The following is a 22,955-nucleotide window of genomic DNA, read 5'->3' on the forward strand; positions in this document are numbered from 1 at the left end:
TTTCTTCAACCCATTTGAAATATCAGATATTTATCCTTTGACTGCTCCTAACATCACTCCACTGACAAAATAACGTTGCAACCAAGGATAGACAATTAGAATCGGAATCGTTGCAAAAATAACACTGGCGGCTTTTAGACTTTCTGGCATCATTTGCGCTGAACCGACTACTTCATTGCGCATCAATTCGCTAGCCATATTATTTTGGATCAATTGATATAATTTGAGCTGTAACGGATATAGATCAGGGCTATTAATGTACATTAATGTATCCATAAATCCATTCCAGCGTCCCACTGCGTAGAAAAGACTTAATGTAGCAATCACCGGTAACGATAATGGTAAAATGATGCGCCATAAAGTATAAAAGTGACTACTTCCATCCATTTCAGCCGCTTCTTCCAGACTCTCCGGAATATTACGGAAAAAGGAAATCATAATTATCAGATAAAAAGGACTGATCAATCCCGGTAAAATCAATGCCCACATCGTATCCAGCAAATGTAGATTACGCACCAGAATATACTCGGGAATAATACCGCCGCTGAAAAACATCGTAATAATAATCAAGACCATAAAAAATCCGCGTCCTTTGAGATTGGACTTGGACAATGGATACCCCGCCGCAATCGTCATCGCCATACAAAGGATCGTAAAAATAACGGTCAGCATCACCGTAAAGCCAAGCGAACGAATCATCGACATATCGCTAAATACTTTGACATACGCTTCTGTCGTCCACTCTACTGGAAATAGCGATACTTCGCCCGACATAATCGGACGAGCCGAACTAAGAGAGATCGCTAGAATATGAATAAATGGAATCAGACAGACCAGCACGACAATACTAAGCAAAGTGATATTCACAATATCAAAAATCCGATCACCTTTACTGGTTGTCGTTTTGGCTTTAACCGCAGTCGTTTTGCTGATATCGGCTATTTTCTCCATTAGAGTATCCCCTCTCCTGTCGATTTCTTAGATGCGTAATTCGCACCGAGTACAAATATCAATCCAACAACAGCTTGGAAAAGTCCAACAACGGTAGCTAGTGTATATTGACCGGACTCTAAACCGATCCGATATACAAATGTACTGAGTACATCCGAGTAATCTTGTACAGCTACATTTCCAATTACAAACGGACGTTCAAATCCGATCGTAACCATATTACCTAGATTAATAATCAACAATGTAATAATCGTTGTTTTGAGACCGGGTAATGTAATATGCCATATCCGTTTCAGTCGTCCTGCTCCATCCATATCTGCGGCTTCATACAGTTCTTTGTTGATACCTGTCAAAGCAGCTAAGTACAAAATCGTGCCCCAGCCGGCACTTTGCCATACTCCTGTTAGCAAATAGGTCACTAACCAGTAATTCGGATCGGTTAAAAAAGGAATCGGCTGAAAGCCAAGTGCCATCCACATATTGTTTACGAATCCTGATTGCGTACCGAACACTTGATACACAATTCCTCCAATAATCACCCATGAAATAAAATGCGGAATATACAGAATAGTCTGTGATAACTTTTTGAACCAGACCGCTTTGACTTCATACAACATAATTGCTAATAATAACGGCGCTGGAAAAGAAACCAACAGATCTAGAAAGTTCAGCATTAATGTATTACGCAATGTTTTGTAGAAATCCTGATTTTGAAAAACTTCGCGGAAAGCATCCCAACCGATCCATTCACTATCGTTAATCCCTTGAAAAAAGTTAAAGTCTTTAAAAGCAATCTGAATACCGTACATCGGTCCGTATTTGAATGTTAGAAAATAAGCAATCGGTAAAATGAGTAGGAAATACAACTGCCAGTATCTGCGGAGGTAAGTAGACATTCTCACGTTGGTACTCCCCTTTCATTAAGATGGTTGTGGAAAAACCTTCACTCAGTGTGGTGATGTGCTCGTTTGGTGGGAAAGCGCTTCGTGAACGGATTCTTTCTTGGCGTCGCTGGTAAGATCGGATATCTTGATTTGACCGCTGGGCGGTCGATATCCGAGTCTTAAAGGCGACTTTCAGAAAGAATCTGTTCACTACGCTTGGTGGTGAGAGCACATTTCTTTTAAAGATGGCGTTGCGGTTTTTGCACATTGGGTGGGTGTAGCAAGTTTGGCTTTCGATTAGGAAGTGAATTGAAATGGTTGAAAGAATGATTTGATTTTGGAGATTCCTTACGCTATTTATTTCGATATTTAGTGATGAATAATTGGGTTGAATCCATTTGAGAAATTTGTAGAACAGTATCCTTATTTTCCTGATATGAATGTACGGAATTTTTGAACAAGGTAGGTGAGCTTTATTGATTATTTGGCGCCTTGTTCTTGGAATACTTTGGTGCGTTCGTCTAGGATAGCTTGTCCGCCGCTGCTCATATAGTCTTTGAGTAGGGATTCGTAGACGGTGTCGAATTGAGCGGTTGGAGCCATTGTTGCTTTGACGATCAGTTGATTGTATTTGTCTTGCAGTCCACTACCATATTTGGCTTCGGCTTTGATCGGTACGCTGAAGTTTACCGGTGGAATCGTATCGGTATTGGAGATTTCAACCGATTTACGCATAGCGGCTTGGTATTCTTCCGGTGTCTGCATAATATAAGCGTTATTGTTTTGCTCTTCGGTTCCTACGATTTTACCGTTAGCGATAATAGCCATATCTCCGTAGTTGTACAGGCGATTGGTAGCTTCTTCGGTTGCATCTTCTTTAGTAACTGGCACTCCATCTTTCATAGTGTAGTTCTCGCCTTCTACACCATTTTGCATATCAAACAAGTTTTTGTCCGAAGCCATCCAATCTAAATATTTGATCGCTTCTACCGCTTTGGCGCTAGATTTAGGGATCATAATGTACAGACCATTGGATGCATATTCAGGCTTAGCATGTTTGCCTTCATTGTTGGTAAATACATCGGTAGGCGTTAATGTAGCGCCTTTTACATTAGTTTGTAGATTTTTGTATGTGCCGTTATAAGTGAAATATAATTCACCTGCATCTTCAGTATAAAAGCCTACTTTACCGTTTTGCACATCTTGCCATAATTGCTTTTTATCTTCATCCAGACCAAAGTCAGTACTGATTAGTTTTTCGTTATACAATTTGTTCATAAATTGCAGACCGTCTTTGAAGCCGGGCAACAATGTAGGATAATCACTGGAACCTAACTTTTGTGTTAATGTATATTTTTGTTCATCACTTAATGGTTGTTGGACAAAAGACCATAATAATGGATCATATTGCGCAGGAGCAATCGTCATACCAAAAGGAATAAGACCGCTTCCTACTTTACCCGGATCTTTTTCTTGAAAAGCTTTGAGTGTGGTATACAGCTCATCCGTAGTCTGTGGCATCGGTAATTTCAGTTGATCTAACCAATCCTGACGGATATAAGAAGCATATTTGCCAAGCACCGATCGTTTACCTGGAATCGCAAATTGTTTGCCTTCAATTTGTCCGTAAGCAAGGGTATCTTCCCCTAAAAACTTTTTGAGATTGGGCCCATATTGATTGAGCAAATCGGTCAGATCAGTTAGACCGCCTTGTTCAGCATAGCGATTGAATGTGCCTTGATCATAAGTAAATACGATATCCGGTACATCACCACCGCTTGCCATTAATACATTTAACTTTTGCAATTCATCGGAACGAGGAACTGGTACATATTGCACATCAATTTTATTAGGTGTGCCAAAACGTTCATCCACTAACTTGGTCATATAGTTATTGCTGATGGTATAACCTGATGGAGAATTACCACGATCAAAAACTTCTACTTTTAAAATAGAACTTCCGTCTTCACTTGTGGCACCGCTGCTACTTTCATTGGAAGAACATCCCGCCAAAATGGTAATGCCTGCTAACACCATGGCTAACATAGAACTTGTTACACGTTTGCCCATTTTTCGATTTGGATCTTTTTTCATCTTCTCAACCCCTTTGTCAGCTTTGCTCCCTCAGAACGTTTCTCTTTGTACAAAAAAGTCAGCATAATTATCATGTTTACCTTTTGGGATGTCCCCAGTATGGCATTTATAGCGATATTCAGACAATCAACTATTTTCCGAGTATAAACTTTATCAAAGAAAGCGGTATCATTTTGAATATCAACTGTATTCCGATGATCAACTATTTTCCGCATTGAGGTTTGTGTTAGTTAAATTAACGTTGATCTCCTTATGTAGTTAAGGGAAAACATAAAAAAAGAACCTTTCCTACTCGATTGTGATCGAATAATTGAAAGATTCTTGATGTTTATTGCTTCGCTTAAATGGATTTAACATAAGATATTTTGCTTCGCAGAAATCATTTCTTATTGAACTCGAGTCGCGCTTATTTTGCCAAGCGCTTGATGTAAGATATTTTGCTTCGCAAAAATCACTTCTTATTAAACTTGGGTCGCGCTTATTTTGCCAAGCGCTTAAGGCAATACAATATCGACTTCTTTACCCAGTTCTGAAGAACGGAAAATGCCGTCAATAATTGCTTGATTCAAAATGATCTGTTCGCCAGAGATCGGAGCAGGTAATCCGTTAGCTACAGCATTGACGAAATCTTTGACTTTTTCATCAAATAAGTTCAGATCAGAACGTACACAAGGAATAGGCGTATGCGTTAACCGACCACCGATATCATGATACTTGGTAATCGTACCGACACCACCGTCCCATACTCCTGACCACGGGCCTTCGCCATAAGGCGTAATTTTCATACCGGCATCGGTTCCGAGAAAACGGGTCGCTCCTAATGTATCCATATGCATTGCCCATGCGGTTTTAAATTGAAGCGTAATGCCACCTTCTAACCGAATCAGTGCTGCTCCAAAATCTTCTACATTGAAACTTTCAGCTTCAGGATGATACTTGGGATTGGTTCCAAAATGATTGGATACTGTAGCAGATACTGTCAACGGTTTCGGATGCCCTAGTGTATGAAGAGCAAGATCGAGAGAATAACAACCGATATCAGCAAGTGCTCCAGCTCCTGCTAATTCTTTGCGGATAAATGTCCCTTGTGGCATCCCTCTACGTCGACCACCGCCAACTTCAACATAATAAATTTTTCCTAGATTGCCGTCTTGAATATAATTGCGAATAAATTGCATATTGGGATCATACCGCGGCTGGAAACCGATCGATAGCATTTTTCCAGATTTTTTCGACATCTCTACCATTTCAACCGATTCTTGCAATGTGACAGACATCGGCTTTTCCAGCAATACATTTTTACCTGCTGCAAGTGCATCCATGGTCGTCTGATAATGCGATACATTCGGTGTACAAATACTGACTCCATCTAATTCCTGTTCCAGTAAGACCAGATGATCTTCGTAAGCGTGTGCATGATTAAGATGATGTGTAGCAATAAATTGGCTCGCTCGATCCGGTACAATATCTGCGACACCTACAATTTCTACATTTTCCATCTGACGATACGCATTGACATGCATACGCGCAATACCGCCACTGCCGATAATACCTATACGAATGGTTGAGGTCATTTGCTGTTCAGCTCCTGATCAAGTATTTTGCTGTGGCTTGTTGGTGATAGACATGTTGACGTTGCAGTAGATCATACGGTTTTATTCGTTGATTATCTGTTGAGCTTGTTCTTTGAAAGAACGCGGAGTCATTCCATACCTTTTTTTGAACACTAGATACAGATAATTTACATTTTCAAATCCGTTATCCAGTGCAATATGTTCAACCGTTTTGTTCCCTAGCCGTAGTTCAGTGCAAATATGGGTTAAACGAACTTCTTCGAGATACGCGGTAAATGTAGCTGAAGTGTACTTTTGAAACACTCGTTGTAACTGACGTTTGCTAATGCCTACTGTGGTCGCGACTTCTTCCAGTGCAATCGGAAACATATAATTGTCCCGAATAAACTGACATGCCATCTGAAAATGAACTTCTGACGCTTCCCGGTGAGGTAATGTTAACCACGGTCGCTTTTCCTGATCGGAAGCATGCGCCGTTAGTAACATAATCTGAATAATACATTGCCGGATCGTCTCGTACACACCAGATTCATGATGAACAATCGCATCATAGGCACGATAAAAATGCGACATCGTTTGTCTGCGATCCATCATCGGACGTGCAGGCAAATTATACAATTGACGCACGCATTGCTCGGCTTCCGAGATTTCTTGTTCTTTACCCCAATCAGCAGGTGTGGCAGAAGCCTTACCCTTATCATTGTCCATCTGTTCCAATGACGAATCAGTTGTTAACGGAACGATCTCCAGATGTAGACATAATTCTTCAAGCGGATCATACATATCCATTTCTTGTGCATGAAGTACATCAGGCCCTGTTAAATAAAACATGCCTTCTTGCAAAAAATACGTCTGATCTTCCAGCACGACACTGCCTTTGCCAGAAGCAACAAAATGAAATTCAAATTCAGAATGTTTATGAAACCCGATTTTGGCTCCAGGTGCAAATGAATTTAAATGAAAACGTAATACCCGAAAACCATAATTGCCCCAGCGGAATTTCAGATCTAGCTTTTCTAGCAAAAATGGCTTTTCACGCATCGGTTGTAACGGGACGAATCGTTCATTTTTGATCATGATCTTCGTCCTTTCTTCAATCAGAGATAAAGGTACATTGGTATACGGTAATGTCTGCTTTACAAGCTTACCGGACGATCTTCCGCTGCCGATTGATTAGACGCTTGTACCAGACGAGTAAGATCTACTGCGAGTCCGATATTTTCTGTTGCTTTGGTGCCATTTTGAATATGTGCTACCCATTGTTCAAAAGCAGTCTCACGATCTGCTGGTATCGTCACTTCTTGCCATGCTGTATCGTCTCCTGCACGCAACCATAATTTTTCATCATGCGTACTGTACAATACACTGCCGAGTGTACCATGTACTTCAATCACAAATGGAGAAAATTTATTCACAAATCCAGCTTCTACAATACCGACTCCACCATTGCTGTAACGGAATGTAGTGACTGCATTATCTTCTACTTCTTTGCCTGTCACATAACCGTAATTAGCAGATACACTTTCAGGCATACCCATAAATAGACGTGCTAGATAGACAGGATGACAACCTAGATCGATCAGTGCGCCACCACCACATTCTTGTTTGCCAAAAAAGTGATCCGGTAACCAGCCCTGTGTAGCTCCATCATGAGATAGACGGGTACGCACCAGTGTTAATTCGCCCAATACTTTATCTGCTAACAATTTCTGAATCGCCAGCGTATAGCCTGCATTTAAGCGTGGTAAAGATATGGTTAATGTTACATTATGTTTGTTCACTGCTTCAATAATTTGCTCCACTTCATCATTGGTTGGAGCGATAACTTTTTCGGTGAAAATATGTTTGCCTGCTTCTGCTGCATGAATCATTACATCACGATGCATAACAGTAGGAGTGGTGATCACTACACCATCAATATCAGGATTGGCAAACAGTTCATGCAAGTCTTCGTAAAACGGAACGCCAAGTTCTTCTGCTTTTTTCTGACCTCGCTCTGGAATCTCATCCCATACTGCGACTACTTCGGTATCTGGATGATTTAACGTATCGTTAGTGTAATCCTGTGCGTGTACATGCCAATAACTTAATATTGCTACTTTGATCATGATTTTCACTCCCACTGTATAATGATTGTACTTTAAAATAGTGACACTCTACCGACAAAATATCATATTTTAGACAACATTTGAAATGAATTAAAATGACATCCCAACTATAAAAAAGCGACACATTATAAATTTGGAAAAGATTGCAAAATAAAAAGTGACTCCTGAGGGGGAATCACTTTTTTATACCATTAGATTCAATTCTGATAGCTGAAGATTAGAAATAGACCGTTTGCCCTGTCTCTGCAGATGTATAAATCGCTTCTAAAATCTCGGATACCACCAAAGCTTGTTCTGGCGTTACAACTGGCTCTGTATCATTAATAATCGCTTCCATCCACAGACGCATCTCCATAAATTCAGGCTTTTCATCATGATCTGAACTATAAAAGGCTACACCACTACCGCCTAGTTGCAGTTCTTTCACATATAAATTGCCTAAATCTTCACCATTGATATGCAATCCATCATTCATATCTGCACCTGCTTTGGTTCCGCACAGTGTACATTTAGCTTCATCCGGATGACGTACATTCAGCGCCCAACTAGCATCGATCGATATCGTTGCACCGTTTTTCATCGTAATAAATCCGAATGCTGAATCTTCCACTTTGAATTTCTCAGGGTCCCACGGGCCCCATGCATTCGCAGCGTTCGGTGTTTGAGAAAGCTTATGATAGACCGATCCAGTCACCGAATGAACTTCATAATTGTTAAGCATCCATAGGGTAAGATCCAGCGCATGAGTTCCGATATCGATCAATGGCCCGCCACCTTGTTTGTCTCCATCTAAGAATACGCCCCATGTCGGTACAGCGCGGCGGCGAACCGCATGAGCTTTGGCATGATAGACTTCTCCCAGATCACCACGCTCACACAACTGCTTAAGCATTAAGCTATCTGGACGGTAGCGATTATTATAACCTACTGTTAACTTTTTACCAGTTGCTTTGGAGACTTCTAACATTTTGCGAGCATCTGCGGCTTTTTTCGCCATCGGCTTTTCGCTCATTACATGTTTGCCTGCTTCCATTGCAGCGATCGCAATTTCAGCATGAGCATCATTGGGTGTACAGACATGAATAACTTGAATATCGTCACGCTTCAACACTTCACGATAATCTTCATAGACTTGCGCATCTGCTGTACCATATTGTTCAGCAAGTGCTTGTGCTTTTTCAGGAATAATATCGCAAAATGCTACCACATTCACATAATCGAGATTCGCTAGTGATGGTAAATGTTTTCCTTGTGCGATTCCACCACATCCGATAATACCTACATTGATGATCTGTTCCATGTGCTTTACCCTCCGTATACGCTAGTCATTTACTGTAACTTGAAGTCATTTTAACATGTCAGTATTCAAATCATACAACAAGATTGCGACAGCATTACTTCAAAAAAGCGACATATTTGCACATGCTATTTATGGCAGTGTATATGATGCTAGCTAGTTAAAAGTGACATTACTTCGGCTCATACGAAGCAGGCTTCATTTTGAGCTTACGGTAGTCACCGGGCGTCACACCAATAATGCGTTTGAACACACGTCCAAATGTAATCGAGTTGGCATATCCGACTTGAATCGCTATATTCTGAATCGTATCCTCTGTTGAAGATAGTAATTCTTCTGCACGATGAAGGCGAAGTTGTACTAGAAAATCTATAAATTTGATATCTAATTCCGCTTTGAATAAATGGCTCACATGCTTGGGCGTAACATTAAATCGTTCACTCAAATGATTTAGCGATAAATCTGGATTAGCAAAATGATCTTCAATATACGATTTCATTTCACCGATCAACGCATGATAATTGGTCGATTCTCCTGCTTCTACATAATGAGCATAGACCTGATCCAAATATTGGTGCAATGCATGATATACTTCTTCAATCGTTTCCGCTTCTGCAATCGATTCAATCGTCCAATTGGCGGTATCTCCAGTTAACAAAAGATCCAGTGGCTCAGACATTCCTTCCAATTCACGACTTAACATTTGTAAAAGTGATAACACAAGTGAGCGAATACTTTCATCACGCAATGGCTCATTTTCTGCACGATCCAACATCTGCTTCAGATGATCTCGCCATACCTCTTGAGTCAGACGAAATGCTTTGACCAGATCAGCGATATTTTGCAAATAACGATAACTTTCCTGCTCCCGACCTTGAGGAAGATCGCTGTACATCACTATGCCATCTCGTCCCAGTGTCAGACTATAGCCTAACGATTGCAATGCTGATTCATAGGATTGATGCACTTCTGAGATATCGTGGACAGTCACACCTGTACCCAGTGTAATCGTTAAATGTAAATTATGTTCGACCCATTCCCGGCTATTGGCAGCTAAAGCAAATAAACGCCGATTCCATTGCCGTTCTTCTTCATCTATCCCATAAATAATAATACCGGCACGACGTACACTGATCCACTCCGACCATCCTTGCAATCCTTCTTGCTGTACCAGTTCTTGAAAAACATTGGTCAGTGCCAATTTGAGCGTATTATGTTCTTGCACATTTCCTTTTTCACGAAAAGCGTCATAGTCTTTGATCTCTGCTACAATCACTGCATAATAAGGCACTTCTGTATACGAATCGGTATGAATCGAAGCAGGAACATACTCGTTGAAAATATGTACATTATGCAGTTCCTGTTGCATACTTTCAGGATATTCGCCTTCGATCCAATTCATAAATAAGCGCCTACGACGAATAAGAAGATTCTCATGATGTTGTTGTTCGTAATCAATCGTCTGTTCAATCAGACTTTCCAGAGCATGATCGATCAACGATAACTCATCTTTACGTGTCGATTCACCCCCTAATTGAAGCGATTCGATTCGTTCCATCATCACTTGAATCGGCTTATAATTTTTGCGTGTAATATAGATAATATAGACAATCGATACCCCTACGACAAATATCCCAATCAATATCCAGATATACGAGATAACCGATACCCATGCAAATAATTGTCCGGCACGAATCCCACTTTCAAATGTCCATCCTAATCGATCTGAATGCAGAGTTGTGAGCGTCTTGCCATGTTCTGCCTCGCTGAGAGCGGTAGCAGGATAAATCGGTAACCCTGAAGCATCATGCACTTCAAGAAAAGACACTTGTGGATTGAACATCGATGCGATTGTCTGTTGCATCGCATATACACTAATATTGATCACCACTAAACCTTGATCGCCAAAAGGTAACGGCACACGTTTATACATCGTAATCACTTGTTGCTTGGGATCATTACTCATTTCGGCAAATAAGCGTACACTTGACCAACCCCGTTGTTCCGGTGCTTGTAAAGCTTTCTGCACAAAATCACGATCAGCAAAAGCGCTTAATTCTTTAATCCCATGTAACGTTAAAATCCGCTGATCGGCATCCCGGTACATATAGATTGATGCAATCAGTTCATTATTATTTTCGAGCATCCGCAAGCGATCAATCGTCTGATACGTGACTGCTGTCCGATCAGCCTGATCGTTATTCAGAAATAAACGATATACATTGGAAGTCTCCAGATCGCTTAATATATCCAGTTCCACTTCACTCACTGATCGTTCTAACGTATCTTTCATATATCCGGTAGAGATTCGATCGGCTTTGGCTGTTTCTTGACGTGAAATTTCATTAATGACTAGAAATGATAAAAAGATCAATATCGAGACAGTTAATAAAAAAATCGGAAAATACGATAGCAACAGACGGCGATACCAGTTTTTAAATAGCAAATGGTCCTCCCCCTTGAATGCTACTGACACAGACAATCTGTTGTGACAACATATTATAGAACATATATTTATTATTAGTTTACGCTTTTAGACGTTATTTGTTGAGGGTTATTTTAAAAATAAAATAATCATTGATTAAGATTGAGGAACAGAAGAGGAATAACGGCTCTGCACCGCTACATATAACAATAACAAAGAACCCAGTAAGGCACTAATGACGCAAGAAAGGTTCATCGCTTGCGATCCGCCAAGCTCAAGTAAATATCCATTGAGCAAATTACCAATAATACCTGCTATCCCGACAAACACCATATTAAAAATACTTTGTCCGGTCGCTTGCATATGTTTGGATGTAATGCGTGATACATATTCTACTGCCGCAATATAAAAGAATCCGAACGATAAACCATGTAACAATTGTACAGCTAGCATAACCGATGGAACAGGAAATAACCACTGGATACCCCAGCGCAAAATATAAGCAAAAGCCGCTAACAGCAACATTTTCTCATGCCCGATCCGGTGAATCACTTTGGCGGCTATCAGCATAGATGGGATATTCGCTGCTGAAGCGATCAGCAATCCTACTCCTGCCAATTGAAGTGTGCCTCCTGCATCTTGAAAAGACAGCACAAAATAAGAATTAAATGCTGTTAACGTCTGGTTCACCAGCAAGCTACCACCGAGAAAAAATAAAAATAAACGATTGGTTAATAAGGTTTTGATTCCTGCACTAAGCGATTGATTGAGAATCCGACTCTCATCTGAACGTCGTGGTAACGTGAACGCTAATATTGCCGCTAACACATTGAACAACATAAACGGAATCCAGATCAGCGATACATCATATTGACTGACATACAATCCGCCTAGATAACCGCCAACTGCTGTACCTGCACTCCCGAGAAAACGGATCGCTCCATAGGTAGTATTGGCTTTTTGCGCGGCAACCAGTGCATACGAATCTGCCATAGGCGCTTGGGTCGCTGTAAATACAGTAGAGATCGTATAGACCATAATCAGAATGAGAAAGTACGGGCTTTGATACAAAATCGATAACAATCCTGGAATGGCTACACTTAACAGCAAAACCAATCTCATTTGTTGAAAACGGTCAACGATTAATCCCCATACTGGCTGTACTAGAATCGAGATAAACGTACCAATTGATAGCAACAAGCCGACCTGTCCACTTCCCAGCCCTCCACCTACAAGCATCGAAGATAAATAAGGATTAAATATACCTCCAGCTAGTCCTGCCAGCAAATAAAAGCTACGAATCCGTAGCAGTACATCTTTGGGTGATTGTTCCTCTGTCCATTGATCTGCTAGCCGCTTCGAGGAGTCCCGTATTCCTTTTAATTTAGCACTCCATATCGAGATCATCATCATCGGCTCCTTTTTGACCTAACGGCTATGTTTGTAGATTGCTAATGGATGATGTAGTACACCATAGACAGCTCCAAGTGCACCCGCTGTATTGCCTAATACCGCAGGCACTAATTGAGTCTGAATCGGGGTAAAATGACCAATCCGTTGATGTAATTGCTCAATATAATAAGAAGAATCCGCTACACCGCCACCAATAACGACACATTCTGGATTTAGTAACGAAATCATGTTAGCTATTCCTGCTGCCATATAATCGATCGGTACAGTCATAATCTGCTGTGCATCGGGATGCCCTGCTTGAGCCAATCGCAATACATCTACAGCATTCACCTGCTCGATCTGACCGCCTGCATGTTCTACAATTGGATGAGTATGATCTGCTCTATGCTCGGTTAACCATTGTCTTGCATATACACCAATGCCTGTACCTGACGCATGTGATTCGAATCGTCCAAATTCGTGACTATTCGCTGTGGCTGACGATACCTGTTCTGGCTGATGATCGACCACCAAATAAGAAACTTCACCGGCGGTATAATCCGCTCCACGAAACAATTGATGATGCAAAATAACAGCTCCACCGATTCCTGTGCCTACTGTGAGCATAATCAGATGCTTTTTCCCGATGCCTGCACCTTGCCAGTGTTCTCCAAGAGCCGCTACATTCACATCATTATCCAGATAAAGAGCACCATCATAAAAAGGTTGAATCTGTTCTAGTAATGACACTCCATCTAACGGCAATGCAGGAATATGAGTGATAACACCTGTCTCAATATTGACTGCTCCCGGAAGTCCCATTCCTATCCCTTCAACATCTATTATCGTGCGATCGATCGTAGCCAGTAGCTGATCCACCTGTTCAAATAACAAAGTAAAAAAAGTTGACGGTTGCTCTGCTTGTATCGTAGGTTGTTTTTGTTGTGCCAGTATAGCTCCATTACGATCTGTTACGATCATTAATGTTTTGGTTCCACCGATATCAATACCGATCATCAAGCCTACAGTCATTCTTTTTCCCCCTGCTCTGCAAATAACATTTTACCGCCAACGACTAACATATCTTCTCGTATATATTGAAATGCTCGGTGAATCCCTGACCACGCGGCTCCTTGAATAACTCCTTTGCCGGTTAACATCGTTGTCGTTAATTGAGGGCATACCGGAGCATACTGCTCCATCTGCTTCTGAATAGTAGGGATAAATACATCTGCATACTCTCCAATCTCACCACCAAATACAATCATTTCAGGTGCTAACATCGATGCTAGATTGATCAGAGATAGTGATAATTGTTGACCGTATTGCTCGATAATGTTGTGTGCATCGGCGTTGCCTTGACGCGCTTGATTCATCAGCATCTGTATATCCCAATGACGAATAGTATCTGCTGTGTCCGAATCAGAATGAGAGTCATTATATTGCTGAATAAGACGACGAATCCCTGCGCCACCGATCTGTTCTTCTAAGCGCTCATTATCTCCAGCCCTGGAAAGGCATCGTCCCATTTCACCTGCTGATCCAGATAATCCACGATATAATTTACTGTCGATCATAATTCCTGCACCGACACCTTCACCCAAAGACACATAGACCATATGCTCTACTGATTGAGCGGCGCCATATTCTTTTTCAGCGATAGTTGCCAGATTCACATCATTATCAAGTAGGATTTCACAAGGAAACAAAGAAGCTAAAGAAGAAGAGGATAATACCGAACGATATTGTTCAAATTGAGGAAGTAACGTATGAATCGTTCCATTTTCAGGATGTACTACTGCTGGAATCCCTGCTGACAAAAAGCGTACATGATCCCATCCGATATTTGCGTCTGCAATCAACCGATCCATATGCTGTTTGAGATGTTCTAACATATCCTGCCCGTTATACGAAGCATCAAGAGGAAAATGCCCTGTCTGAATAATATTCCCTGCTAGATCTGTTAATCCGGTGCGAATATAATCTGCTCCGATATCAAGTGTTACAATATAAAATACAGTCGGATTAAATGAAAGCAATTGCCCTTTGCGTCCCTGCTGATGGCTATCATCCTGTCCTATTTCTGCAATTAATTGATGTTGCAATAAATTCTGCACTGCTGAAGAGACTGTAGGCTTACTCAAGCCTGTACGCCGACTAATCTCTGCTCGTGATAAGCTATCGTGTTGCACAATCACTTCCAAAATCAAATATTCATTCAGATTGCGGATCATTTGCGGATTGCCGATAGATAGTAACATGACATGCTCCTTTGAACTTTTTTTGTAATTAGTAAATGTTCTTTACTAATGAGTTGACAATAGTATACGTCGGCTTGAAGATGCTGTCTAGCGTATTTGTTAAAGATATTGTACGGTAATGAATATATTTTTATAATATCGTTTGTTCTCTTGCTCGCCCTATACATATTTTCAAATAAAAAAGCTATTTCACTGCATCTATACAGTAAAATAGCTTTAGCAAACTATCGAAAAGAGGTTAAATGATGATTTTACATAAAGGTGAGTTTTTGTTCCGCCAGGGAGAACATGGTGGACTTTATCATATTACAAGCGGACTTTTCAAAATTGTACGTCTGCATGAAGATGGTAATCATATTTTATTTAATATTATTGTGCCCGGTGAGACGATTCCGCATCATTCGTTAATTAGCCCGATGGCGTATCACGGTACAGCGATTGCGTTAACGACCAGTGAAGTCGAACCGATTCCTGCTACAGAATGGTATGCTCAATTGGAACGTGAACCGCTTCGCTACCGTGATATTGCGATACAACTGCAAGACAAACTGCGCATGATGCAACAACGAATAGATCAATTAACCCAGATTGCTCCAGCCGACAAATTGACTCATTTACAGAGCTGGTTCCAGAATTATCTAAGCGATATTCCGATTACTGATATTTTGACTCAAGATGAGATTGGACAATTAATCGGGGTACGACGGGAAACGGTAAATCGATTGCTGCGAGCACAGATCAAACATATATAATCAAATAGATCATGACAATCACATCAACTTCTAATTATCTGTTCACACCTATTGTACTTCCATATGAAGATCGCCTGTTTTGGCCCAGCCTATTTTTTTGAGTACATAATACAGTATCAATGTAATGATTGCTGGTAATAACACGCCGATCATGAGATAGACGATAAAGGCACTTGCTCCTTGTGTTGCCAAAATATTTAACGGTGCAATCATCGAGTTCAAGCCTAATCCTGCTAATTCATATGAAGCTTGAAAATGGAATACCAGTGTTGCAATCGGAGCACAAATGATAGCTGCGATAAACGTAGGTAATACCAACCGAGGATTTTTGACCAGATTCGGAAATTGTACTTTTGGCGTAACTAAAATCTGTGCTATAATTCCGCCTGCATCGTTTTGGCGAGCAGACATTAATGTAAATCCAACAAATTGTACCGTACAACCAATCAATGCCGCTGCACTAGAGACTGGATCTAATTTCAAAGCAATCGCAATCGCTGCTGAGGACGCAGGAGACATTAACAATATACTCCATACTAATGAGATCGCCATCGAAGCCAAAATAGGAGAACCCTGTACAGATTGAGTAATACCTGCGCTGATCGTAATCAACAACGGAGTCACTACTGCTGCCAGCCCTGCTCCGACTAATCCACCGACAAATACAGCTCCTAACGGAATCGCCATCATATCAAGCTTGGTACGTCCGGTGATTCGCTTCCCTACATATGTAGCTACAATCGCTGCCAGTACAGCACTGATCGGTTGCCCGGGAACTAATGTCATGCCGCCTTCTACATTGAGATGAAGTGCTGCTCCACCAATCGTACTTGCGATCATGGCACTAAAAAGAACCAGTGTATTGCCACCCAATTGAAAAGCAATCCCTGCGCCTAATGCGGGAGCAAGCAATATTTTTGCAACCGATCCGATAGCGATCAGTGTGTCCCATCCAAGAAATTTACCAAATGTCTCGAAAAGTAATCCGATCCCCAGTGTAACGAGAACCGCATTTGCCATTCCTGCTGAAGCTTTGTACATCCGACTAACGACATATTCTTTCATTTGCTACATACTCCTCTGTGCTCCATGCGTGTAATGGTCAAACTGATTATTAGTTATCCTAACACTATCATTTTGATACTGTAAATCATATATTTTCAGAAATACCTATTTTCGATGAAAATGTTCATGATGTTGCAATTCATTTCAGCAGTGAATATCACAAAAAAAGCCATCCCCAAGGAAAGATAGCTTTTCAAAATTCAGATATACGTTTATTAGACAGTGATATCTAGCAATCCACCTACACCCATATCGGCTGTACTGCGTTTTGCTTTTTCTTCTTCTTGTGTTTTGCGAACAGCTTCTTGTACATCTTTGAGCGATTGAATCGCTGCTTTGGCTGTTGAACCGGTACTGCTTGTAGAATCAGTTGAATCGGTAGAGGCTGTACCCGTATCTGACGAATCGCTACCACTTGACTTGGCACTCGCTTGAGCGATTTGGCGCTCGATTTGTTGAATCTGTTGTTGCACTTGTTTGATCTGTTGTTCGCTGTCTTTTTTATCTGTACTGCTTTGTAATTTAGTTAATTGTGCTTGTAGCGCTGTTTTTTGCTTTTCAAGTGCGCTCGTGTCTGTTGTCGTTGCAGTAGAAGCTGCCTGGTAAGCACTTGATGTTACTGAAGAAATATTCATAGGTATTACCCCTTTGTCCGATAGATTACCCCTTTCTTGTTCATTATTCCCTGCATGTATTATCGGCAGTTTATGTCACTTTGTGTATAGTGATATTGTATATTTATACATATATTTAAGGAGGTTATAAAGATATGACTGATCATTCTGTCCAAACGTATTATTTTGAAGCGAATCATGGAATTCCCAATCATCCAACATTGCCTGTACTACTGTATCCACAAGCACTGCAAGCTAAGCCGACAGATACTGAATCTATTTTCAATCAGAATCATTGGCTAAATAGCTGGACAAACGGTGTATTTAATTACCATCATTATCATAGCAATGCACATGAGGTATTAGGCGTGATCAGCGGAGAGGTTACTGTTCAGCTAGGCGGAGAAGAAGGTCAATTATTCACAATGTATGCAGGCGATGTCGTTGTTCTACCTGCGGGTACAGGGCATAAGCGTATATCTGCTAGTCCTGACTTTCGCATTGTTGGCGCTTATCCTGACGGAATGTCTTACAATACTCGCACAGCGACAGAAACAGAAAAAGAACATGCGACAGCTTTAGCTGAAATCTCGCATGTTCCTCTTCCGAAAATGGACCCTATATACGGATCACAAGGACCACTTTTACAATACTGGCATTCTGTCTAATTAGATTTTGAAGCGTTGAATCAATTGGTTCAAACGATCTGCACTATCATTTGTTTTCTTCGCTTCTTCTGCAATTTCATTCGCTTTGTGAACTACAACTGTTGTTTTGTCTGCAATCTCTTCTGTGCCTTCAGCAGACTCATTGTTAGAGATCGAAATTTCATTGATCGCTTGAGCTAGATTCTGTACAGAAGCACTTAATTGTTCACTGGTTGCGCTAAATTCAGACACCATACGGTCGATATACGTCGCATCATTCATATACGATTCGCTAGTTTTGTTCATCATTGCATAATCTTCTGAAATATTGCCTGCTAGTAGACCGATTAGACGTTGTGTAAAGTGCTGTAAGTTGCCTACAGAATCGGTTACGTTGTTCGTAATCACTTGAATCTGACCTACAGTGTCTTTAGAAGCATCCGCTAATTTGCGGATTTCTTCTGCCACTACAGCGAATCCTCGACCCGCTTCACCCGCTCTTGCCGCTTCAATCGAAGCATTAAGCGCTAGTAAATTGGTTTGTTTAGTAATCTGTAGGATCGAATCGCTTAACTCTTTGATAGTATCTACAGATTTGGATTGTTCTAGAGCTTCATTTAATCCTATTTTCACTTCTTCATAGACTACGCCAGTTTCAGCAACCGATTTTTCCAAAGCTACTTTGAAATCAGTCGCACGTTTACTAATAATATTTGCTTCTTCTGCACCTTCTTGCGCACCTTTAGCAATCGATTCAATCGCTTTTTCAAATTCTTCGGTTGACGCATTGATTTGTTGTGCAGAAGCGGCTGTTTCTTCCATACCAGCAGACATATTTTGAGTTGTCGCTGAGACATCATGCAACTCTTTGTCCATATCCATAAACATCGTATGCGCTGTATTACTTGCTTCTTTTAGCTTTTTCGATTCTTCGCTAACCGATTGAACCACTTGCTTGGTAAACTGGTGCATCCGGTTCATAGAACGAATCAGAACTCCTGTTTCACCTACACTATTTTCATATTGCAAAGGCAATGTTTGCGAGTAGTCTCCTTGAGACATCATTTCTAATTGTTCTGAAGCTAGACGAATCGGTTTGACAATACTGCGTACGACTAGGAACAGAACTACCAAAGCAATCAATAGAGCAATAATCGTAATCACGATAATCGTTGTTAAAATGCTATATAGATCACTCATATAACTGCTAACCGGTAAGAACGTTACTACATTCATTTTGAGAACATCATCTTTTACAAATGAAGCTAGATAATGTACTCCATCGATCGTTACATACCCTGTACCATTTTCAGCAGTCGTAATATTTTGCAGACCATCTTCATTATTCAATTTCGTAAAGTCTGTTTTGAGCACTTGATTCGCATCTTGTGAGGCGATAACTACCCCTTTATCATTGGTCACGATAGTACTAATCGTTTGTTCTTTTTCTTTTTCAGTAATGCCGTCTAGCAATATATTGATATTCAGTGGAAGAGCAAATACGTTTAACACTTTATTGGTAGTCGGGTTTTTGACAGGTTCGACAACTACGATAACAGGATTACCAGTAACTGGTGAAATCTGAGTATCCGATACCATCGGATTGCCACTTTCTAGCACTTGTTTGTACCACGGTGAAGTCGAGATCAAGTCGGTACCTTGAGATTTTCCAGCAAGACCATCCAAGAATACTTTGTCTTGATACGAGAAAAATATATTTTCATACAATCCATTTGAATTTTGCAATTTTTCATTAAGGTTGCTTTGAATACGATTGAAGTTAGTTGTATTCACTACGCCTGTTGCGGTAAGATTTTGAAAAAAGTCGACATTGTAAATTTCTTTAGCGATTGAGCTAGCTAATGTTTGTTGCGCTGCTACAGCCATTTGAAGTTCAGTAACTTTCTCATTGGCTACACGTGTTAATGAATTGGTGTTCATCGACTCATACGAACGAGTGGTCATAATTCCTACAGTAACAATAGAAACCAGCATAGACAATATAATACATACAGCAGCAATAGATAATATCCGCGAGAACAGACTCCCGGTTATATTTCGAAATAATTTCATAGTAATGATTAACTCCTCTTAATATAAATTCTGATTGATACTCTATGTGACTAACGACAGGTGATTAAATCACTAATTAAAAGACTAATTTAGCCTTTTATAGAATAATAGACTAATAATAATACTTTTTTCGACATTTAATAATCTATTAGGATTAGTTCTTAATAACTATATATATTTTAATATATACTTTTTTTCGACATTTGAATCACTATTGTTTATATTTTTTCTAATTTAATTCATAAAATTAAATTTTGCGTGACTTAATTTTTATGTAACTTCTTTTATAAAGGGCTTACATAATATAGAAATACGAGCAAACCGTTGTTACAACAACGTTTTGTCCGCATGTAGATATTGTGTCGTTCTCGTAGCCATTGCTATAAAATTTAGAAACCTTATTGTGTATCTTTCGTAAAAAGTAGAGATGAAGAGGAGAAACAACGATTTTTAATGCAGATATGTTAAACGTTTATCATGCCATATGACCTACTTCATCTTTATTCACGTGACAGCAATACAAATAATAACCAAAAAAGCACATAAAGGAGCTAACGATTATGGGTATTCTGAAAAGTATTATCAAGCAAATCATTTCATCTAAAAAAAATCGTCGTCGTTCGTATAGCAGTAGTGATCGTTATCGTCGTGGAGGATTCCACAATCAACATGGACGTGGTCATTATCGGGGGAAGCGTTCCTCTAGTTCGTACAGCAGTAGCTAATACCGCTATCATGTTCTTATGTATATTCAGCTATCTTCACATCACAAATATCCCGTTCAGTCTATCGTAGATACATCCGATATTAGACTGGCGGGATATTTGGGTATGTGCTGTTGTTGGCAGGTAAAGATTCCAAATCTGTAATAATCCGATCGATAGCTTGCGCGATCTCATCAATATGCTGATATGGTTGCTCTGGCGCTACCAAAAGCATTTTACGAATCATCTGATGTGTACGTGGATGAAGTTGTAATTCCTCTTCCCAGCTACGTTCTTGACGATCTGTTAGTGAAGAATGTGAATTTCCCTCTTCTTCGTAGCTATAGAGAAGAAATAATAACAAATGCCCTAATCCGTAAAAATCACTCGTTACATCTAGTGCGCGTCTAATCCGCTTTTCTTCCTGATCGCCACTCACCAGTTCATCGAGCAGAGCGACATCTGCTGTTCCTTCTCCTTGTTGCCACATCAATCCTAGATCGATCAAATAGACTTTATGTTGATGATAGATCACATTGGATAGACTAATATCTCGATGTACCCATCCTTGTTGATGAATCACTGTTACAACCTCTACTAATTGCTTGATCCATTGTAACGATTGAAGCTCTGTAAAGGTAAGCCCCTGTTCAAAAATCCACTCACCTACATTATGACCCTCAATATATTCCATCACCAGACAATGATAATGGTGATACTGAAATGTATCTAGCAATGACGGAATACTAGGATGATCTATTGCACTCATCGCTCTGCATTCACGTTCATAGATCAATTGTGCTCGCACATGACCTCCACGCAAAGGATACACTCTTTTCAAAACACAGGTCTGCGCGGTCTGGATATCTTCACATAGATAAGTGACACCATAGCTACCTTTGCCCAAACGACGGCAAATCTTATAGCGCTCATGAATCAACTGCCCTTCGGCAAAGTGTCGTTCTTGAATCCAGCGCATGATATGCCCTTGTATGCGTTGTAATGCCTTCAATACATTATCCAGCCTTTCGATTCACATCATTATCGTTACTTGGGATCATCTAATGATGTGATTTGAGATACATCTTGTTTTTTGGTACGTTCGCGGAATTTTTTATACAATCTGCCTACCGTTTCGGGAGTCACTTCGATATTGCGTTCATATGCATATTTGACAGAATACCCGAGTGCCAGTGTAATTGCACCTGCTACTCCTGCTCCGGCTACAGAACCTGCTCCAGGGAAGATTTTGAGCACTTGAGCAAATAAGCTCTTGCCTAGATTACCAACAATAGCGGTAATCACAATTTCTTTAGCCGTTTCCCGACTAATCGGCTTGTTGTATAGTGCAGCTAATCGAGTTAACAGACCTATCTGAATAGCAGTGATCGGAATAATATCAGCGCCTGGAATCGGTGCCGCTCCTACCGCCCCCGCCGAAGTAGCCGCGCCAATAATCCATTTGTTGGCGGTTGACGACTTTTCTTTGATCGTGCGGGCGAATAAAATGTCTTTACTTTTTTTTTTCAACAAATCCAATATACTATCACGTAATGTATCGATGTTTTGTCCGGTACGTGAAGACACAGGAATCACTTGATATTTATGACCGGTTTCTTGTTGAATACGACGAACCAGACGATCAATCTCATCTGCCGCATCAATTTTGTTGAGTACAATAATAATATTGCTATTGATTTTCTCTAACGCTTGTAACGAATTTTTTTCAGCTTCCGAGTAGACCGTTCCTGCGGCATTGAGGAAAAAAAGAACTACATCTGTTTTGCGATAGTATTCACGGGTAACCGCAGAATTGCTTAGATTCACATCATTCAATCCCGGTGTATCGATAAAAATAATTTTTTCCCGATAAGCATAAGGCTTAATTTCTGTAGTCTCTCCAGGTTCTGCCCCTACGCCCGCAACCTCTTCGCCTACAATGCGGTTAATAGTAGAAGATTTCCCTGCATTTACATCACCGATCAAAGCGATCAATACTTCATCTTTCATCTGGCGGTTAATCTCATCCATTTCTTTGTCGAACGCTTCATCTGCTGTTTTGCGAATCGTTGCTTTGAGCTGTTCATTCGTACTCATCGTGTGCCTCCTGTATA

General features: G+C 40.4%; 19 protein-coding genes. 3 read left to right on the forward strand and 16 right to left on the reverse strand.

Annotated features, from left to right (window positions below; translation table 11 throughout):
* Positions 1 to 30: 30 nt before the first annotated feature.
* From PQ456_RS21340 to PQ456_RS21390, 11 genes are all read right to left on the reverse strand, one after another.
* Positions 31 to 951 (reverse strand): carbohydrate ABC transporter permease, encoded by a 921-nt coding sequence (locus tag PQ456_RS21340; RefSeq protein ID WP_273614016.1) that lies wholly within the window; start codon positions 949 to 951, stop codon positions 31 to 33.
* Positions 951 to 1,847, reverse strand: coding sequence for an ABC transporter permease (locus PQ456_RS21345; protein WP_371748239.1), 897 nt, complete (start codon positions 1,845 to 1,847; stop codon positions 951 to 953). Before PQ456_RS21345 ends, PQ456_RS21340 begins: the two co-directional genes overlap by 1 nt.
* Before the next feature lie 468 nt (positions 1,848 to 2,315).
* The gene (locus PQ456_RS21350) at positions 2,316 to 3,929 is read right to left on the reverse strand and encodes an extracellular solute-binding protein (RefSeq protein WP_273614017.1); all 1,614 of its coding nucleotides are present in this window, start codon (positions 3,927 to 3,929) and stop codon (positions 2,316 to 2,318) included.
* Between the two features lie 494 nt (positions 3,930 to 4,423).
* A complete protein-coding gene (locus tag PQ456_RS21355) occupies positions 4,424 to 5,503 on the reverse strand; it encodes a Gfo/Idh/MocA family protein (RefSeq protein ID WP_273614018.1) in 1,080 nt (359 codons plus the stop codon).
* 81 nt (positions 5,504 to 5,584) lie between these two features.
* Positions 5,585 to 6,580, reverse strand: a complete 996-nt coding sequence (locus tag PQ456_RS21360; RefSeq protein WP_273614019.1) for an AraC family transcriptional regulator — start codon at positions 6,578 to 6,580, stop codon at positions 5,585 to 5,587.
* 59 nt (positions 6,581 to 6,639) lie between these two features.
* On the reverse strand, positions 6,640 to 7,611 hold the full coding sequence (locus PQ456_RS21365; protein ID WP_273614020.1) for a Gfo/Idh/MocA family protein: 972 nt from the start codon (positions 7,609 to 7,611) through the stop codon (positions 6,640 to 6,642).
* A 217-nt stretch (positions 7,612 to 7,828) separates the two neighbouring features.
* Positions 7,829 to 8,911 carry a Gfo/Idh/MocA family protein gene (locus PQ456_RS21370; RefSeq protein ID WP_273614021.1) on the reverse strand — a complete coding sequence of 361 codons (1,083 nt, stop codon included), beginning with the start codon at positions 8,909 to 8,911 and terminating at the stop codon, positions 7,829 to 7,831.
* A 169-nt stretch (positions 8,912 to 9,080) separates the two neighbouring features.
* Positions 9,081 to 11,354 (reverse strand): helix-turn-helix domain-containing protein, encoded by a 2,274-nt coding sequence (locus PQ456_RS21375; RefSeq protein ID WP_273614022.1) that lies wholly within the window; start codon positions 11,352 to 11,354, stop codon positions 9,081 to 9,083.
* 135 nt (positions 11,355 to 11,489) lie between these two features.
* Positions 11,490 to 12,740 (reverse strand): MFS transporter, encoded by a 1,251-nt coding sequence (locus PQ456_RS21380; protein ID WP_273614023.1) that lies wholly within the window; start codon positions 12,738 to 12,740, stop codon positions 11,490 to 11,492.
* A gap of 21 nt (positions 12,741 to 12,761) precedes the next feature.
* Positions 12,762 to 13,757: an ROK family protein gene (locus tag PQ456_RS21385; RefSeq protein WP_273614024.1), complete on the reverse strand. Its 996-nt coding sequence runs from the start codon at positions 13,755 to 13,757 to the stop codon at positions 12,762 to 12,764.
* Entirely contained in the window at positions 13,754 to 14,986 is a 1,233-nt protein-coding gene (locus tag PQ456_RS21390; RefSeq protein WP_273614025.1) for an ROK family transcriptional regulator, read from the reverse strand. The genes PQ456_RS21385 and PQ456_RS21390 overlap by 4 nt, the downstream gene beginning before the upstream one ends.
* Positions 14,987 to 15,231: 245 nt before the next feature.
* On the opposite strand from PQ456_RS21390, the gene PQ456_RS21395 reads away from it, so the two are divergent.
* A complete protein-coding gene (locus PQ456_RS21395) occupies positions 15,232 to 15,738 on the forward strand; it encodes a Crp/Fnr family transcriptional regulator (RefSeq protein ID WP_273614026.1) in 507 nt (168 codons plus the stop codon).
* A gap of 48 nt (positions 15,739 to 15,786) precedes the next feature.
* Here the strand turns inward: PQ456_RS21395 and PQ456_RS21400 are convergent, their stop codons facing one another.
* Positions 15,787 to 16,803, reverse strand: a complete 1,017-nt coding sequence (locus PQ456_RS21400) for a PTS sugar transporter subunit IIC (protein WP_273614027.1) — start codon at positions 16,801 to 16,803, stop codon at positions 15,787 to 15,789.
* Positions 16,804 to 17,018: 215 nt separating this feature from the next.
* The gene (locus PQ456_RS21405; RefSeq protein ID WP_273614028.1) at positions 17,019 to 17,438 is read right to left on the reverse strand and encodes a FlxA-like family protein; all 420 of its coding nucleotides are present in this window, start codon (positions 17,436 to 17,438) and stop codon (positions 17,019 to 17,021) included.
* 134 nt (positions 17,439 to 17,572) lie between these two features.
* On the opposite strand from PQ456_RS21405, the gene PQ456_RS21410 reads away from it, so the two are divergent.
* Positions 17,573 to 18,085, forward strand: coding sequence for a cupin domain-containing protein (locus PQ456_RS21410; protein WP_273614029.1), 513 nt, complete (start codon positions 17,573 to 17,575; stop codon positions 18,083 to 18,085).
* Here PQ456_RS21410 and PQ456_RS21415 read toward each other — a convergent pair whose 3' ends face one another.
* The gene (locus tag PQ456_RS21415; protein ID WP_273614030.1) at positions 18,086 to 20,137 is read right to left on the reverse strand and encodes a methyl-accepting chemotaxis protein; all 2,052 of its coding nucleotides are present in this window, start codon (positions 20,135 to 20,137) and stop codon (positions 18,086 to 18,088) included. It abuts the gene before it with no gap.
* Between the two features lie 560 nt (positions 20,138 to 20,697).
* On the opposite strand from PQ456_RS21415, the gene PQ456_RS21420 reads away from it, so the two are divergent.
* Positions 20,698 to 20,862 carry a hypothetical protein gene (locus PQ456_RS21420; protein WP_273614031.1) on the forward strand — a complete coding sequence of 55 codons (165 nt, stop codon included), beginning with the start codon at positions 20,698 to 20,700 and terminating at the stop codon, positions 20,860 to 20,862.
* 82 nt (positions 20,863 to 20,944) lie between these two features.
* Here the strand turns inward: PQ456_RS21420 and PQ456_RS21425 are convergent, their stop codons facing one another.
* Positions 20,945 to 21,853 (reverse strand): serine/threonine protein kinase, encoded by a 909-nt coding sequence (locus tag PQ456_RS21425; protein ID WP_273614032.1) that lies wholly within the window; start codon positions 21,851 to 21,853, stop codon positions 20,945 to 20,947.
* 35 nt (positions 21,854 to 21,888) lie between these two features.
* Entirely contained in the window at positions 21,889 to 22,938 is a 1,050-nt protein-coding gene (locus PQ456_RS21430) for a YcjF family protein (protein ID WP_273614033.1), read from the reverse strand.
* Positions 22,939 to 22,955: the final 17 nt, after the last annotated feature.

It is taken from the genome of Paenibacillus kyungheensis (assembly GCF_028606985.1).
GTDB lineage: Bacteria > Bacillota > Bacilli > Paenibacillales > Paenibacillaceae > Saccharibacillus > Saccharibacillus kyungheensis.

Bases quoted from the DNA above. Each gene is read 5' to 3' on its own strand.
- PQ456_RS21340 (WP_273614016.1), bottom strand. From the start codon at position 951: ATGGAGAAAATAGCCGATATCAGCAAAACGACTGCGGTTAAAGCCAAA.
- PQ456_RS21345 (WP_371748239.1), bottom strand. From the start codon at position 1,847: ATGTCTACTTACCTCCGCAGATACTGGCAGTTGTATTTCCTACTCATT.
- PQ456_RS21350 (WP_273614017.1), bottom strand. From the start codon at position 3,929: ATGAAAAAAGATCCAAATCGAAAAATGGGCAAACGTGTAACAAGTTCT.
- PQ456_RS21355 (WP_273614018.1), bottom strand. From the start codon at position 5,503: ATGACCTCAACCATTCGTATAGGTATTATCGGCAGTGGCGGTATTGCG.
- PQ456_RS21360 (WP_273614019.1), bottom strand. From the start codon at position 6,580: ATGATCAAAAATGAACGATTCGTCCCGTTACAACCGATGCGTGAAAAG.
- PQ456_RS21365 (WP_273614020.1), bottom strand. From the start codon at position 7,611: ATGATCAAAGTAGCAATATTAAGTTATTGGCATGTACACGCACAGGAT.
- PQ456_RS21370 (WP_273614021.1), bottom strand. From the start codon at position 8,911: ATGGAACAGATCATCAATGTAGGTATTATCGGATGTGGTGGAATCGCA.
- PQ456_RS21380 (WP_273614023.1), bottom strand. From the start codon at position 12,740: ATGATCTCGATATGGAGTGCTAAATTAAAAGGAATACGGGACTCCTCG.
- PQ456_RS21385 (WP_273614024.1), bottom strand. From the start codon at position 13,757: ATGACTGTAGGCTTGATGATCGGTATTGATATCGGTGGAACCAAAACA.
- PQ456_RS21390 (WP_273614025.1), bottom strand. From the start codon at position 14,986: ATGTTACTATCTATCGGCAATCCGCAAATGATCCGCAATCTGAATGAA.
- PQ456_RS21395 (WP_273614026.1), top strand. From the start codon at position 15,232: ATGATTTTACATAAAGGTGAGTTTTTGTTCCGCCAGGGAGAACATGGT.
- PQ456_RS21400 (WP_273614027.1), bottom strand. From the start codon at position 16,803: ATGAAAGAATATGTCGTTAGTCGGATGTACAAAGCTTCAGCAGGAATG.
- PQ456_RS21405 (WP_273614028.1), bottom strand. From the start codon at position 17,438: ATGAATATTTCTTCAGTAACATCAAGTGCTTACCAGGCAGCTTCTACT.
- PQ456_RS21410 (WP_273614029.1), top strand. From the start codon at position 17,573: ATGACTGATCATTCTGTCCAAACGTATTATTTTGAAGCGAATCATGGA.
- PQ456_RS21415 (WP_273614030.1), bottom strand. From the start codon at position 20,137: ATGAAATTATTTCGAAATATAACCGGGAGTCTGTTCTCGCGGATATTA.
- PQ456_RS21420 (WP_273614031.1), top strand. From the start codon at position 20,698: ATGGGTATTCTGAAAAGTATTATCAAGCAAATCATTTCATCTAAAAAA.
- PQ456_RS21430 (WP_273614033.1), bottom strand. From the start codon at position 22,938: ATGAGTACGAATGAACAGCTCAAAGCAACGATTCGCAAAACAGCAGAT.